This is a genomic window from Plantibacter sp. MMLR14_011, assembly GCF_001865025.1.
Lineage (GTDB): Bacteria > Actinomycetota > Actinomycetes > Actinomycetales > Microbacteriaceae > Plantibacter > Plantibacter flavus_A.
Genome location: NZ_MJGW01000002.1, coordinates 184,368 through 198,807, shown reverse-complemented (window position 1 = coordinate 198,807; position 14,440 = coordinate 184,368). Strand labels below are relative to the sequence as shown.

The window sequence follows — 14,440 nt, the reverse complement described above, 5'->3', positions numbered from 1 at the left end:
GGAGACGAAGGATGGGAGTCGCGATGAGCATGTCGGCGATCCGACCGGCCGAGGAACGGCTGAGCCTGCGGGCGCAGGTGGAGCGGGCGGTGTCCGCGGCGATCATCTCGGGCGAGCTCGCGCCGGGGACGATGATCTCGGTACCGACGCTGGCGGTGCAGTTCAACGTCTCGGCGACGCCCGTCCGTGAAGCGATGCTCGATCTCGAGAAGCGCGACTTCGTGGAGGCGGTCCGGAACAAGGGGTTCCGTGTCACGGTCGTCAGCGAGGCCTCGCTCCGCAACACGGCGCAGATCCGCCAGCTCCTCGAGCCGCCCGCGATGGCGGACCTGGCGGAGGTCTTCGACCACGGGTCGCTGCCCGAGCTCCGGCAGCAGGCTGACGACATCGTGGCCGGTGCCCGCGACGGCGACCTGACCCGGTACCTCGAAGCCGACCAGGCGTTCCACCTCGCACTCACCGCGAAACTCGGCAACCCGCTGCTCGTCGAGCTCGTCGCGGACCTCCGCGGACGTACCCGCCTCGTGGGGTTGGCCGCAATGCTCGATTCGCAGCAGCTCGACCGCTCGGCCGTGGAGCACCACGAGCTCCTCGACGCCCTCGAGCGGGGTGACGGGGCCGCCGCTCGCGAGCTCATGCACCGACACATCGGGCACACCACCGGCTGGTGGGCCGGCAAGCCGGAATCCGACGCCGAGTAGCCCCTGGCGTGCGTGCGCGGACCTCGACCAGGATCCGCGATCGCGCACGCTTGCCTGTTCAGTGAATGTGTGACACATTACTGAAAGCCCTTCCCCGCACCGACCGAGAGGACCGCCCATGACCCGCATCGTCATCGTCGGCGCCGGCATCGTCGGTGCGGCCTGCGCGCGGATCCTCGCCCGCCGTGGCGCCGAGGTCGTCGTATTGGACCGTTCGGCGGCCGCCGGCGGTACGAGCGGCTCGGGGGAGGGGAACCTCCTCGTCTCCGACAAGGGGCCCGGCCCCGAACTCGACCTCGCCCGGTACGCTTCACGCCTCTGGCCCGTCGTCACCGCCGAACTCAGTGCCGAACTCGGACCGACCTTCCCGAGCATCGAGTTCGAGCGCAAGGGCGGCATCGTGGTCGCCACCACCGAGGCCGGCGCGCAGCCGCTGCTCGACTTCGCCGCCGCCCAGCGCGCGGCCGGTGTCGACGCCCGGCCCCTCACCGAGGACGAGCTGCTCGCGGCGGAGCCGTCGATCACCCGCTCCTCCACGGCGTCCGTCCACTATCCCGAGGACGCACAGGTCCAGCCCGTCATCGCCACGGAGGCCCTGCTCGCCTCGGCCCGGCGGGCGGGCGCGATCGTGCGCACCGGCGTCACCGTGACGGGCGGCGTCCGGAGCGCGACCGGTCGCCTCACGGGTGTCCGGACCTCCGTGGGCGACGTCTCGGGCGATGCGGTCCTCGTCTGCGCCGGACCGTGGTCGGCCGAGCTCGGCGAGGTGCTCGGGGCACCCGTCCCGGTCCGTCCCCGTCGCGGCATGGTGCTCGTCACCACCCGCATGCCGCACCGCGTGCACCACAAGGTCTACGACGGCGACTACTTCGGGGCCACGCAGTCGAGCGACGCCTCGCTCCAGACCTCGAGCGTCGTCGAGTCGACGGCTGCGGGCACCGTCCTCATCGGATCGAGCCGGCAGCAGATCGGGTTCGACGCGCGCCTCGACGTCGACGTGCTCCGCGAGGTCGCGGCGAAGTCGCTGCGCCTCTTCCCGTTCCTCCGCGACGCCTCGGTCATGCGCAGTTACGGTGGCTTCCGGCCGTACATGCCCGACCATCTCCCGGTCATCGGCCCCGACCACCGCCTGGACGGCCTGTGGCACGCGACGGGCCACGAGGGCGCCGGCATCGGACTGGCCCTCGCGACGGCCGAGCTCATCGCCGCCCGCCTGCTCGGCGGATCGGCCGACCTCGACGACGTCCCGTTCCAACTCGACCGCCCGGGGCTCGCCCCGCACCTGCGCGTCGACCGGCCGGCGGAGGTGGCCTGATGGTCTCGAGACGACTGCCCGCGACGAGCGATCGGATCCTGCCCGGCACGGAGGACGCGCTGCGCATCGACCTCGACGGGACGCCCGTCGACGGACTCCGCGGCCAGACGATCGCCGGTGTCCTGTTGGGTTCCGGCGTCCTCGCCTGGCGCCGCACCAGCGGGGCCGGGAAGCCGCGCGGCGTCTTCTGCGGCATCGGGGTCTGCTTCGACTGCATCGTCACGGTGAACGGCCAGCGGGACGTCCGTGCCTGCCAGCGTCGCGCCGCGGACGGCGACCGCATCGAGACGCAGCACGACGCCCTCCCGGAACCCACGACGGAGAACGACCCGTTCGGGGACCGGACATGAGCGCCCGGCAGCGGGAGGTCGTCGTCGTCGGTGCAGGTCCCGCCGGCCTCCAGGCCGCGCTCGCCGCCCGGGCCCTCGGTGCGTCCGTCACCCTGCTCGACGCCTCGGACGAGCTCGGCGGTCAGTACTGGCGGCACCTGCCGGCCAGCCGGCCGTCTGCGGCCGAGGCCTCGCTGCATCACGGGTTCGAGCGCTTCGTCGCCATGCGCGCGGCGCTCGACGCCGACGACGGCTGCACGGTGATCACCGAGGCGCAGGTGTGGGCGATCGACGTCGACCGCGCCGCCGTCGACCACGGCTCCGACGACGTCTCCGGGGCGACCGGCCTGCGTCTGCACGTCCTGGTCGGACCGCCGGACGGCACCGACCGCACGGCGCTCACCCTCCGGCCGGACGCGCTCGTCCTCGCGACCGGCGCGCACGACCGCACGCTGCCGTTCCCCGGCTGGGACCTCCCCGGCGTCTTCTCGGCCGGTGCCGCCCAGGCCCTCGCGAAGGGCGAGCGCGTCGCCGTTGGTGCGCGGGTGGTCGTGGCCGGCGCCGGACCGTTCCTGCTGCCGGTCGCCGCCTCCTTGACCGCGACCGGATCACGCGTCCTCGGCGTCTACGAGGCCACGACCGTCGGCGGACTCGCCAGGGGCTGGCTCCCCAAGCCCTGGCAGCTGCTCGGCGTGACCGGGAAGGCCGGTGAGCTGCTCGGCTACGTCGGCGGCCACCTCCGTCACCGGATCCCGTACCGCGTCGGCCACGCGGTGGTCGCCGCGCACGGTACGGACCGGGTCGAGCGCGTGACCATCGCCGCCGTCGACGCCGACTGGTCGCCGATACCCGGGACCGAGCGCACGGTCGACGCGGACGCCGTCTGCGTCAGCCACGGGTTCACCCCACGGCTCGAGCTGCCCGTCGCGGTCGGCTGCGCGCTCACCGAAGCCCGGTTCGTCCAGGTCGACGACGAGCAGCGCACGAGCGTCCCGGCCGTCTTCGCGGCGGGGGAGATCACCGGCATCGGGGGCGTCGACGCCGCGCTCGCCGAGGGCGCGATCGCGGGGCACGCTGCCGCCGGCGGACTCCCCGGCGCCTCCGGGATCCGTGCCGCCGTGAGCCGACGCGACACGTTCCTCGCCTTCGCCGACCGGCTCGAACGCGCCCACGGCATCCGCGCCGGCTGGAGCGACTGGCTCGACGACGACACCACCATCTGCCGCTGCGAGGAGGTCGACTACGGCTCGTTGCGCACGACGGCGACCGCCACCTGCGCGACCGGCCTGCGCTCCCTCAAACTCAGCACGCGCGCCGGACTCGGGATCTGCCAGGGGCGCATGTGCGGTCGCACCGTCGAGGAGCTCCTCCACCGCGTCGCAGCCGAATCCGGCGGCAGCGGCCTCATCGACGGCGTCTCGAGCGACCGCCGGCCCATCGCCTCCCCGCTGCGCATAGGCGAACTCGCCGCGCAGGCACCGGGACACCCTCCCCACGAACCGCCGTCGACCCCGACGGCCGAACACCCAGGATGACCGACCGGTCTCCGCGCCACTCCCTCGGAAAGGAACCACCCATGGCCAAGCAGTTCGACCTCGGCGGCGTCATCGTCGCGACCACCCTCGCGTTCAAGGAGGACGCCTCGGCGCCCGCAGGCCTCGCCGTCGACTACGACCGCTTCGCCGAGCACTGCAACTGGCTCATCGAGAACGGTTGCCGCGGCGTCGGCCCGAACGGCTCGCTCGGTGAGTACTCGTCACTGACGGACGCCGAGCGTCGCAAGGTCATCCAGGTCGCGGTCGACACCGTCGGCGACCGCGGCCTCGTCGTCGCCGGGGTGCACGGCGTCGGCTGGCACCAGGCCCAGCAGTGGGCCGAGTACGCGAAGGAGGACGGCGCGGACGGCGTCCTGCTCCTGCCGCCCACCATCTACCGCGCGAACGACGACGAGGTCATCGAACACTACAGCCGCGTGGACGAGGTCGGCCTGCCGATCATGGCCTACAACAACCCCATCGACACCAAGGTCGACCTCACGCCCGACCTGCTCGTCGAACTCGCCAAGCTCGAGCACGTCGTCGCCGTGAAGGAGTTCTCGGCCGACATCCGTCGGGTGCTCGAGATCCAGGACAAGACCGACCTCGACGTCATCGCGGGAGCGGACGACCTCCTCTTCGAGTCCCTCGTCGCCGGTGCGGTCGGCTGGTTCGCCGGCTACCCGAACGCCTTCCCCCGCGAGGCCGTCGAGCTGTACACGCTCGTCACCTCCGGTCGCGTCGACGAGGCCCGCACCCTCTACCGCGAGCTCGTGCCCGTCTTCGGGTGGGACTCGAAGACGGAGTTCGTCCAGGCCATCAAGCTCTCGATCGACATCGCCGGCGAGAGCTACGGTGGTCCGACGCGTCCGCCGCGCGGTCCGCTGAACGCGCTCCAGACGGAGCAGGTCACGACGCAGACGCGTCGCGCGCTCGACTACCTCGCGGCACGCTGAGCCTGGTGGCCGACGCGACACCCCGACCACGACCACCAGTCCTGAGAGGCACACCATGAAGTCCTCCCGCATGATCAGTGCGGTCGATTCGCACACCGAGGGCATGCCGACCCGCGTCGTCACCGGCGGGGTCGGCGTGATCCCCGGCGCGACCATGAACGAGAAGCGCCTCCACTTCATGGAGCATCTCGACGACCTGCGGCTCTTCCTCATGAACGAGCCCCGCGGTCACGCGGCGATGAGCGGGGCGATCCTGCAGCCGTCCACGCGTGCGGACTGCGACTGGGGCGTCGTGTACATCGAGGTGTCCGGCTGCCTGCCGATGTGCGGGCACGGCACCATCGGGGTCGCGACGGTCCTCGTGGAGACCGGCATGGTGGAGGTGGTCGAGCCGGTCACGACGATCCGGCTCGACACCCCCGCCGGACTCGTGATCGCGCGGGTCGACGTCAGCGACGGGCACGCCGACCGCGTGACGATCGAGAACGTCCCGAGCTACGTCGACCGCCTCGACGCCACGATCGAGGTGCCGGGCCTCGGCACCGTGCCGTACAGCCTCGCGTTCGGCGGCAACTTCTACGCGATGGTCGACCTCGACGACGTGGGCCTGCCCTTCGACCGCGACCGTCAGCAGGACATCCTCGACACGGGCCTGCGGATCATGGCGGCGATCAACGAGCAGGCGCCGCCCGTGCACCCCGAGATCGCCGGCCTCGACCACTGCCACCACGTCGAGTTCATCGCGCCGGGATCCGACGCCGTGCTGTCCCGGCACGCGATGGCCATCTTCCCGGGGTGGTTCGACCGCTCGCCCTGCGGCACCGGAACCTCGGCCCGCATGGCCGAGCTCTGGGCCCGCGGTGAGCTGCCACTCGATCAGGACTTCGTCAACGAGTCCTTCATCGGCAGCCGGTTCACCGGCCGGCTGATCGCCGAGACGTCGGTGGCGGGCCGGCCGGCCGTCATCCCGACCATCTCCGGTCGGGCCTGGGTCACCGGTATCGGCTCCTACCTCCTCGACCCCGCCGATCCGTTCCCGACCGGCTTCCAGTTCTGAACCACACCACGATCCCGGAGGATCACATGACGACCACGCCAGCCCCCGACGCCCCCATCGCGGAGACCACCCCCGAGCAGCTCGAGGAGGTCCTCCGGGGAGCCGCCGCGGCTGCACCCGCGTGGGCCGCGACGCCGGCGGACGCCCGTGCGCGTGCGCTCGTCGCCGTCGCCGACGCCCTGCAGGCCCACGCGGACGAGCTCGTCCCGGTCGGCATGGTCGAGACGGGGCTCGCCGAGGCCCGGCTCCGCGGCGAGCTCCTCCGCACCGCCGTGCAGCTGCGGCTCTTCGCGGAGACGATCGTCGACGGCTCCTACCTCGACGTCCGGATCGACGAGGCCGACCCGGACTTCGCACTCGGCGCGCGCCCGGAGCTCCGCCGCGTCCTCGTGCCGCTCGGCCCGGTCGTGAACTTCGCTGCGAGCAACTTCCCGTTCGCCTTCTCCGTCGCCGGTGGTGACACCGCGTCGATCCTCGCGGCCGGATGCCCGGTGATCCTCAAGGTGCACGACGGGCACCCGCGGCTCTCGCTCGCGACGGCGGCCGTCCTCGAGGCCGCGCTCCGGGCGTCCGGGGCTCCTGACGGCGTCTTCCAGACGATCATCGGCCAGGAGGCCGGCGTCGTCGCGCTGCAGGACGAGCGCGTCCGGGCCGGCTCCTTCACGGGCTCCCTCCGGGCGGGTCGGATCCTCGCCGACCTCGCGGCGGCACGCCCCGTCCCGATCCCGTTCTTCGGCGAGCTCGGCAGCGTCAACCCCGTGTTCGTGACGCAGACGGCCCTCGACGAGTCCGCGGCGACCATCGCGACGGGGTTCGTCACGAGCGTCGCGGGGTCGGCCGGTCAGCTCTGTACGAAACCTGGTTTCGTCTACCTGCCGGAGGGTGCGGGGCTCGACGAGTCGATCCGTGAGGCTGCTGCCGCGGTCCCCGAGCACCGACTCCTGAACGACCGCATCACGGCCGGGTACCAGGCGAGGCGCGACACGATCCTCGGAACCGACGGCGTGCGGGTCATCGCCGAGGGTTCGCTCCGGGTCGACGAGGACGGCGAGGGCTGGGCGACCCCCACGATCGTCGCGGTCCCACTCGACGCGCTGCGGGCCGGTCGGGACGCCCTGCTCGACGAGGCCTTCGGTCCGTTGTCGATCCTCGTCGAGGTCCCGGCCGGTACGGCGCTCGCACCGCTCGTGTCGGAGTTCTGCGAGGGCAACCTGACGGCCACCCTGCACGCCGGTGCCGACGAGACGAGCGACGACCTCGTGGAACTCGTCCAGCAGCTCTCGGCGCACGCCGGACGGGTGCTGTTCGGCGGTTGGCCCACCGGCGTCGCGGTCACGCCCGCCATGCAGCACGGCGGACCGTGGCCGGCGACGACGAACGACTCGAGCACCTCGGTGGGGACGGCCGCGATCACCCGTTTCCTGCGGCCGGTCGCGTTCCAGAACATGCCGGACCGGTTCCTGCCCGAGGTGCTGCGATCGTCGGCCACCTGCGTCCCGCGGACGATCGCACCCGCGGGCGATTCGACGCACTGGGGCGAGGCGGCTCAGCGCTGACGCGCGGCCGGCCGGGCCTCCGGACGGCGAGGCGTCAGATGGCGCCCTCGACCGTGGCGCCGACCTCGTCGTCCTCCTCGTCGCCGGGGAGCGGCGGGTCGTAGGCCCAGCTCGGCGCGAGCGCCTTGATCCGCGCACCGCGCCACTGCCATGTCGCCCACAGCGGGTACCAGTAGAGCGGGGCGATCGCGCCGGTGATCACGAGTCGGTCGCGGTACAGGGTCTTCGTCGGATCCTGCTTGTCGCGGGCCACCGCCATCTGGTGGTCCCACCCGGCGAGCTTGCTGAGCGGCCCGCTGACCGGGTCGCCCTGGTCGTGGAGGATGCGGGTGCCGTCACGGCGCTCGATGAACTCGAGGTCGATGATCTGGTCGCCGACCGGGATCGCGCCGGCGGCCTTCACGCGCACGCGGTGCGCTCCCGGCTCCCAGATGGTGGGGAACCCGTCGGCGTCGAGCGCCTCGAGGCCCATGACGGGGCTGTAGAGCTCCCGTAGGACCGCCGGGGAGCGGAGTGCCCGCCAGGCGACGTCGACATCACAGTCCAGGACGAGTTTCAGCATCACGCGCATGCCTCAGTGTCGCATGTGCGGCTCGGCGGCTGCAGGGGGTGCGCCGGTAGGGAAGACTGTGCCTATGGCGATCCGGTACTGGCTGGGCGTGATCCAGCGGGATCACGTCGTCCTCGGCGTCCGGCAGGGCTTCGTGCAGATCAACCACGGGCAGCGCGGCGGTCTCGACCAGATGCGCGAGTCCGACGGCTTCGTGTACTACTCGCCGAGGGTCAGCACCCCGGACGGCGCGCCGCTCAAGGCGTTCACCGCGATCGGGCGGGTCTCCGACGACACCGTGTACCAGGCGGCCGTGCCGCGACCAGACGGAGCCGATTGGCGGCCCTGGCGGCGGAGTGTCGACTGGTACCCGGATGCGGTCGAGGCGCCCATCCGTCCGATGCTCGCGCTCCTCGACTTCACGAGCTTCACCCGGAACTGGGGTGTCCAGCTCCGTCGGGGGTTCCTCGAGCTGAGTCGTCACGACTTCGAGCTCATCCGTACCGAGATGCGTCCGCCCCACCCCGACGACCGTCGCTTCCCCACCGCCTCCCGCTGACCCCCTCCTGTCCTTGCGCCAGCGCGGTGCGCTGACGTCACCGCGGGTCCGGCGCGTGAGCGCGCCCTTCCGGAGGCCCGCGCTCACGTCCGATGGCCCGCGCTCGCGTCAGCGCACCGCGCTGGCCACCACCCCCACGGAGGTCTTCGGACGCAACAGTCGTGGGGCTGGTGGGTGCGCCTGGATACGATGAACGGGTGAGTACCGCAGCCGTCACCCCGCCGCCCGTCCACCCGCCGCTCGCCCAGACCAAGTACCAGGTCAGGTTCGACTGGGGCGTGGCAGGAGCCGGCCGGGTCGAGGCGGCGGACGTCGCGGTCGTCGTGGACGTGCTCCACGCGACGACCTCCGTCGAGCGACGCGTGAGCGGTGGGGAGACCGTAGCCGTCGCCGAACTGGACGACCGCGGGGAGACGGCTCAGATCGCGACCCTGCTCGCCGACGCGGGTGCGACGGTCGTCGCCGGGTGCCTGCGCAACCGGTCGGCGGTAGCGGACTGGATCATCGCGAAGCAGGCCGAGCTCGGTCGGCGCACGAGCATCGTCGTCATCGCGGTCGGCGAACTCGACGACACGGCCGAGACCCGGTTCGCCGTCGAGGACCTCTTCGGGGCGGGCGCCGTGATCGAGGCGCTGGGGCTCCGCGGCATCGACTTCACCTCACCGGAGGCCGCTGCCGCCGCCGCCGCGTACGAGGGCCTGCGCAACGGCGTCGGGCACCTGCTGTCCGCGTCCGCCACCGCCCAGCAGCTCGCGCAGGCGGGTGCCACGCAGCACGTCCAGGCGGCACGCGAGGTCGACGTGTCAAGCGTCGTCCCGGTCCTGGACGGAGCCCTGTTCCGGGCGTAGTCTCGGCGCATGCGCGCACTCCTCGGAACCACCGTCCTCGCCGAAGCCCCCGAGTCGGAGCTCATCAAGATCGAGGGCAACTGGTACTTCCCGCCGTCGAGCCTCAATCGCGAGCGCTTCGTCGAGACCGACACCCAGTACCACTGCCCGTGGAAGGGCGACGCCCAGTACTGGGGCGTCACCGACGGTGGCGAGGTCAAGCCCGATGTGGCCTGGTCGTACCCGACCCCGTATCCGACCGCGTTCGACCGCGTCGGCAAGGACTTCTCCGGCTACGTCGCCTTCGGGAACGAGGTCGAGGTCGTCGGCTGATGGCCGACTGGGGCGACCGCCCGCAGCCGCCTGAGCGCGGTGGCGAGCGCGAGACGATCGAGGGTTTCCTCGATCTGCAGCGCGCGAGCATCGTCTGGAAGGCACGCGGACTCACCGACGAGCTCGCGGCCAAGCGGCTGCTGCCGAGCATCACGACGGTCTCGGGCGTCATCCGACACCTCGCCGATGTCGAGCGCAGCTGGTTCCGCGAGGACATGGACGGGCAGTCGGACGTCCCGGCACGGTGGACCGACGATGACCCCGACGGCGAATGGCGCATCACGGCCGACGACAGTCTGGCCGAGATCATCGCCGACTACGAGGCGGCCTGTGCGGAGTCCCGCGAGGTGGCGTCGCGGTATCAGCTCGACGACGTCTGCCTCGGCAACGACCAGCGGTTCACACTGCGGTGGATCGAGCTCCACATGATCGAGGAGACGGCCCGGCATCTCGGGCACGTCGACGTCCTCCGCGAACAGCTCGACGGCCGCACGGGCGAGTAGCGCCGCGGCCGTCGAGCGAGCCGAGCGTCAGGCGCCCACGAGTGCTGCGCGGTCGCGTCCCCGTGAGACGCGGACGACCACGGTGACGACGGCCACCACGACCGCGACGATCAGCGCCGTGACCCCCGCTTCGGTCGACAGCAGTTCGCCGGTGAATCGACCCACGGCCACCCACGCCAGCCCCCAGCAGAGCGACAGCATGGGGGCGATGCGCCCACGTCCGACGACCGCGAGCAGGATCCCGACCGCCCCGGCGACCGCGAGGACGATGATCGCCCAGACACCGGCGGCCGGGCCGTCCGCGCTCCCGATCCCGGATCCGACGAATGCCGCGGTGATGTTCGCCGCCGTCGCGACGCACACCCACCCGAGGTAGAGCCCCAAGGTGCCGTCCGTGATGATCGTGTCGACCACGCCGGACGGCCTGGTCCGGAGCACGAGCACGAAGATGCGGGCCAGGACACCCAGGAGGGCGACGATCACGAACACGCTGAGGATCAGGAAGCCCGCTTGCACCACGAGGATCCACGCCGCGTTCAGCAACAGGCTCGCCACGACCCAGTAGCCGAGACGACGGTGGCGCTCGCGGGTCGTCTGCGAGGGCAGGAACTGCCAGACCGCGTAGGCGACGAGCCCGAGGTAGATGACGCTCCAGATGGAGAACGCGGGTCCGTCCGGTGCGATCGGCGTCGAGGAGGCGCTCAACGCGCCGTTCGCCGCGTTCTGGACCTGCGTGCCCCCGGCGGCTCCCGACCCGATGTAGGAGCCGATGATCGCGAGGACCGCGCTGACGGCGACGGCGATCTGCCGGACGCGGTCCGCGGTGGTGGGTGAATCGATGCCGGTCATGACGCGTGCCTCCAGAATTGTGCAGCTAGCTGATCAATTCAGCGTACGCCACCGTCGGGCACCTCGCGGGGGCTTGCGCCGACGCCGCGGATCCGCCTGTTCAGAGGAGCTTCCGCAGCGTCCGCAGGTTGCGCGTGGTGACGTGCGGTTTGAACCGGGCCTTCGAGGACTCCTTTGCGAAGGCGGTGTCGGTGCTCGACCCCTTCGGGACCTCCCAGTAGAGGACGCCGTCGCCGGGTGCGACGCGGTCGGGCTGCTCCCCGGCTGCCGCCGAGAACGCGAGCAGTGCGTCGAGCGAGCTCTGTTCGGAGGAGAACATGACGTACGGCTGGACCTCGTCGGCCTCCGTCCAGGGGTAGGCGTCGACGACGTCGGCGAGTGCGTGCTGATGTGTGAGCACGATCCACGCCTCGTAGCCGAAGGCCTCCGCGAGCGCCCGCTCGATTCGCCGTTTCAGCGCGCCGCGTGCATCGTCCGCCGTCTCGCCGGGCTCGTGCTCCGGGTCGTCGAAGACGACATTGCCGCTCGCCAGCACGGTACGGACTCCCGTGAACCCGGCCGATCGGAACACCTCGGCGAGGTCCGCGGAGCGGATCGTGACGCCGCCGACGTTGACCCCGCGCAGGAGTGCGATCCAGCTGTCGGCGGGAACCGCGCCGCCGGTCATGACCCGATGCCCGGCTCGGGCGGGGTGGAGCTGTCGAACGCCGCCGCCCGACGCCGCATGGCCGGCGTGACCTCCCGGTGCACCCAGCTGAGGAGGAAACGTTCGTCCCAGGAACGCGAGCACTTGCCACACGAGGTGGCCCGGCTCGGGCGCCGATGCCGGTAGAGGACGTGGCCCGAGGGGCAGGTGCCGACCCACGGGGCGAGTTCGTCGGCCGTCTGGCCCTCGTGGAGACGCGAGCCCTCGTAGCCGATCTCCTCGGCGACCTTGCGCCACTTGGGTCCGTGCCCGGCGCGCGCCCCGGCGAGGGCGTGCGCGACCTCGTGGAGGAGGATCTGGTGGATCTCGTCGTCGTCGTAGCGTGCCGCGAGATAGCGCGAGACGGTGATGCGCTTCGTCGTGAAGTTGCACAGGCCGGCGCGTCGCTTGGCGTTGTCGAAGCCGAAGGTCCAGACCGTCGGGTCGAGGTGCAGCACGATGAGCGCCTGTGCCCACGCCGTGACCCGACTGAGTTCTGCCATGCCTGGATGGTACTCCCGGCGACCGACACCGGACCGCAGGAGCGGGATGACCCACCGGTGTGGCGGTCGCCCTCAGCGGGCCGCGAGCGGGGCGAGGGGGAGTTCGACGATCCGGTCGTCCTGGGACCCGGGCGAACCGCGGCCGTCGGTGTTGTTCGTGAGGATCCAGGCGGTCCCCGGCGGGCCGGCCACGACGTCGCGGATCCGTCCGAACTCACCGACGAGGTAGGGCACCGCGTCGATCACGCCCACGAGCGCGCTGCTCCCCGCCGGGACGTGCACGCCGTCGGTGATGCCGTACAGGCGCTCGCCGCGGAGCGAGGCCATGAAGATCGTGTCGTCGATGATCGCGAGACCGCTCGGGCTCGCGTCCTCCGTGGCCCACTGCGCGACCGGGTCGATCATGCCCTGGGCTCCGGCGATGCCCTCGGCGACCGGCCAGCCGTAGTTCCCGCCGGGGGTGATCCGGTTGAGCTCGTCCCAGGTGTTCTGGCCGAATTCGCTCGCCCACAGGCCGCCGTCGCGATCCCACGCGATGCCCTGCGGGTTGCGATGGCCGAGGGAGTAGACGGGCGACCCCGGGAACGGGTTGTCGCCCGGTACCGCGCCGTCGGGAGTGAGCCGCAGGATCTTCCCGCCGAGGCTGCTCACGTCCTGGGCCAGGCTCCGGTCACCGGCGTCGCCCGTGGTGGCGTAGAGCATGCCGTCCGGTCCGAACGCGATGCGTCCGCCGTTGTGGTTCCCGGCCCGGGGGATGCCGACGAGGACCTCCTCGACGCCGCCGAGCGCGTACGACCCTGCCGCTCCCGTGAGCGGGAACCGCACGATCCGGTTGTCGGACGACGTCGTCAGGTAGGCGTAGAGCCAGGTTCCCGCGGTCTCCTCTCCCGTCGGCGTGAGGACGGCGAGTCCGAGCAGCCCGCCCTCGCCGCCCGCGGCCACCCCGGGGACCACGCCGACCTGCCGCACCGCGCCGCCGCTGACGACCTCGAGGACGTCGCCCGCGTCGCGCTGGCTCACCAGCGTGCTGCCCGAGGCGAGTCGGACCATCGACCAGGGCGCGTCGAGGCCGCCGACGACCGTGGTGGCCTCACCGGTCGGGGCGACCGGCCCGGTGGGAACCGCGGATGTGGGCGTCGATGCGGACGCACTCGGCGCGGGGGAGGGTGAAAGGGAGGCCGTACCCGGTGATCGTGGCTCCCCGTCGGTGCAGGCCACGAGCGCCAGGGCGGTGGCGGCGAGCAGGGCGGTGAGCGAGGCGGGCGCACGCAGGCCCCGTCGTCGCGGCGTCTGCGTGGTGGCCATGGTCAGCCCTTCGTCTGGAAGATGCCCTGGGCGGGGTTCGGGGAGGGGACGGCGGTCGTGTCCGTGACGACCTGTGCCCCCGCGATGAAGGCGCGCAGCTCGGCGCCAGCCACCGCCTTGGCGGGGTGGGGTCCGGCCGCGAGGAGCCTCGGCAGGAAGTCGAGTGGGAGCGCGGTGTTCGATCCGACGAGGACGACGTTCCCGAAGCGGCGGCCTTTGAGGATCTGCGTCTCCGCGAGGGCGGCGACGTGTGACACGGAGTCGGCGAGCGTCGCGGCCTGTCCGCGGGCGAAGGCGAGTCCGCGGCCGTCGGCGACGTTCACGACGATGACGCCGGTCGGCGACAGCAGCTCGACCGCCGAGGCGTAGAACTCCGTGCTCGTGACGTGGGCCGGCGTGTTGGCGCCGCTGAAGATGTCGACGACGACGAGGTCGACGGTGCCCCGGAGCCCCGGCGGCAGCTTCGCGACGATCTCGCGGGCGTCGCCGTAGCGGACGCGGATCTGGGCGCGCTTCGACCAGGGGAGGTGCTCGCGCACGAGATCGATGAGTTCGCGCTCGAGCTCGACGACCTGCTGCCGCGAGCCCGGCCTCGTCGCCTCGACGTAGCGGGGGAGGGTGAGCGCGCCGGCGCCGAGGTGCACCGCCGTGATCGGCTGACCGGGATCGGCGATCTCGTCGATGATGTGGCCGATGCGCTGGATGTACTCGAAGAAGAGCTCCTCGGGCTGATCGAGGTTGACGTGCGACTGCGGCGTGCCGTCGACCACCAGCTGATAGGTGCCCGGCACGAAGCGGTCGGCCTCGATCCTGGCCAGGTATCCGCTGACGCCGAGTCGTACCTGTGCCTCGTCCATACCCCCACCCTAGACTTTCC

Annotated in this window: 17 protein-coding genes; 11 read left to right on the top strand and 6 right to left on the bottom strand. The window is 71.9% G+C overall.

All coding sequences use genetic code 11. The annotated features are described in order from the left end of the window. Nucleotides 1-23: 23 nt before the first annotated feature. The 7 genes from BIU99_RS03785 (at nt 24) to BIU99_RS03755 (ending at nt 7,449) form a co-directional block, all read left to right on the top strand. Nucleotides 24-701 carry a GntR family transcriptional regulator gene (locus BIU99_RS03785; protein ID WP_071259600.1) on the top strand — a complete coding sequence of 226 codons (678 nt, stop codon included), beginning with the start codon at nt 24-26 and terminating at the stop codon, nt 699-701. A gap of 118 nt (nt 702-819) precedes the next feature. Beyond that, nucleotides 820-2,016 (top strand): FAD-binding oxidoreductase, encoded by a 1,197-nt coding sequence (locus BIU99_RS03780; RefSeq protein ID WP_071259598.1) that lies wholly within the window; start codon nt 820-822, stop codon nt 2,014-2,016. Then, nucleotides 2,016-2,366, top strand: a complete 351-nt coding sequence (locus tag BIU99_RS03775; RefSeq protein WP_071259596.1) for a (2Fe-2S)-binding protein — start codon at nt 2,016-2,018, stop codon at nt 2,364-2,366. Before BIU99_RS03780 ends, BIU99_RS03775 begins: the two co-directional genes overlap by 1 nt. Continuing rightward, complete coding sequence (locus tag BIU99_RS03770) at nt 2,363-3,880, top strand: NAD(P)/FAD-dependent oxidoreductase (RefSeq protein WP_071259594.1); 1,518 nt, start codon at nt 2,363-2,365, stop codon at nt 3,878-3,880. Before BIU99_RS03775 ends, BIU99_RS03770 begins: the two co-directional genes overlap by 4 nt. A 41-nt stretch (nt 3,881-3,921) precedes the next feature. Next, nucleotides 3,922-4,836, top strand: a complete 915-nt coding sequence (locus BIU99_RS03765; RefSeq protein WP_064294275.1) for a dihydrodipicolinate synthase family protein — start codon at nt 3,922-3,924, stop codon at nt 4,834-4,836. Between the two features lie 55 nt (nt 4,837-4,891). Beyond that, nucleotides 4,892-5,893, top strand: a complete 1,002-nt coding sequence (locus BIU99_RS03760; RefSeq protein WP_064294274.1) for a proline racemase family protein — start codon at nt 4,892-4,894, stop codon at nt 5,891-5,893. Nucleotides 5,894-5,919: 26 nt separating this feature from the next. Next, nucleotides 5,920-7,449: an aldehyde dehydrogenase (NADP(+)) gene (locus BIU99_RS03755; RefSeq protein ID WP_071259592.1), complete on the top strand. Its 1,530-nt coding sequence runs from the start codon at nt 5,920-5,922 to the stop codon at nt 7,447-7,449. A 34-nt stretch (nt 7,450-7,483) separates the two neighbouring features. Here the strand turns inward: BIU99_RS03755 and BIU99_RS03750 are convergent, their stop codons facing one another. After that, nucleotides 7,484-8,011 carry a hypothetical protein gene (locus tag BIU99_RS03750; protein WP_231884282.1) on the bottom strand — a complete coding sequence of 176 codons (528 nt, stop codon included), beginning with the start codon at nt 8,009-8,011 and terminating at the stop codon, nt 7,484-7,486. Between the two features lie 73 nt (nt 8,012-8,084). Here BIU99_RS03750 and BIU99_RS03745 point away from each other — a divergent pair, with 73 nt between their 5' ends. The 4 genes from BIU99_RS03745 (at nt 8,085) to BIU99_RS03730 (ending at nt 10,221) form a co-directional block, all read left to right on the top strand. Next, nucleotides 8,085-8,558, top strand: coding sequence for an EVE domain-containing protein (locus BIU99_RS03745; RefSeq protein WP_071259589.1), 474 nt, complete (start codon nt 8,085-8,087; stop codon nt 8,556-8,558). A gap of 197 nt (nt 8,559-8,755) precedes the next feature. After that, on the top strand, nt 8,756-9,406 hold the full coding sequence (locus BIU99_RS03740; RefSeq protein ID WP_071259586.1) for a 2-phosphosulfolactate phosphatase: 651 nt from the start codon (nt 8,756-8,758) through the stop codon (nt 9,404-9,406). A 9-nt stretch (nt 9,407-9,415) separates the two neighbouring features. Beyond that, entirely contained in the window at nt 9,416-9,718 is a 303-nt protein-coding gene (locus BIU99_RS03735; protein ID WP_071259583.1) for a DUF427 domain-containing protein, read from the top strand. After that, entirely contained in the window at nt 9,718-10,221 is a 504-nt protein-coding gene (locus BIU99_RS03730; RefSeq protein WP_071259581.1) for a DinB family protein, read from the top strand. Before BIU99_RS03735 ends, BIU99_RS03730 begins: the two co-directional genes overlap by 1 nt. A 27-nt stretch (nt 10,222-10,248) precedes the next feature. Here the strand turns inward: BIU99_RS03730 and BIU99_RS03725 are convergent, their stop codons facing one another. The 5 genes from BIU99_RS03725 to BIU99_RS03705 form a co-directional block, all read right to left on the bottom strand. Beyond that, nucleotides 10,249-11,070: a TspO/MBR family protein gene (locus BIU99_RS03725; RefSeq protein ID WP_071259578.1), complete on the bottom strand. Its 822-nt coding sequence runs from the start codon at nt 11,068-11,070 to the stop codon at nt 10,249-10,251. 100 nt (nt 11,071-11,170) lie between these two features. Continuing rightward, nucleotides 11,171-11,737, bottom strand: coding sequence for a DUF1697 domain-containing protein (locus BIU99_RS03720; protein ID WP_071259575.1), 567 nt, complete (start codon nt 11,735-11,737; stop codon nt 11,171-11,173). After that, nucleotides 11,734-12,258: a SprT-like domain-containing protein gene (locus BIU99_RS03715; protein ID WP_071259572.1), complete on the bottom strand. Its 525-nt coding sequence runs from the start codon at nt 12,256-12,258 to the stop codon at nt 11,734-11,736. The genes BIU99_RS03720 and BIU99_RS03715 overlap by 4 nt, the downstream gene beginning before the upstream one ends. 72 nt (nt 12,259-12,330) lie before the next feature. Beyond that, nucleotides 12,331-13,563 (bottom strand): sorbosone dehydrogenase family protein, encoded by a 1,233-nt coding sequence (locus BIU99_RS03710; protein WP_071259569.1) that lies wholly within the window; start codon nt 13,561-13,563, stop codon nt 12,331-12,333. A gap of 2 nt (nt 13,564-13,565) precedes the next feature. Further along, entirely contained in the window at nt 13,566-14,420 is an 855-nt protein-coding gene (locus BIU99_RS03705) for a spermidine synthase (RefSeq protein ID WP_071259566.1), read from the bottom strand. Between the last annotated feature and the right edge of the window lie 20 nt (nt 14,421-14,440).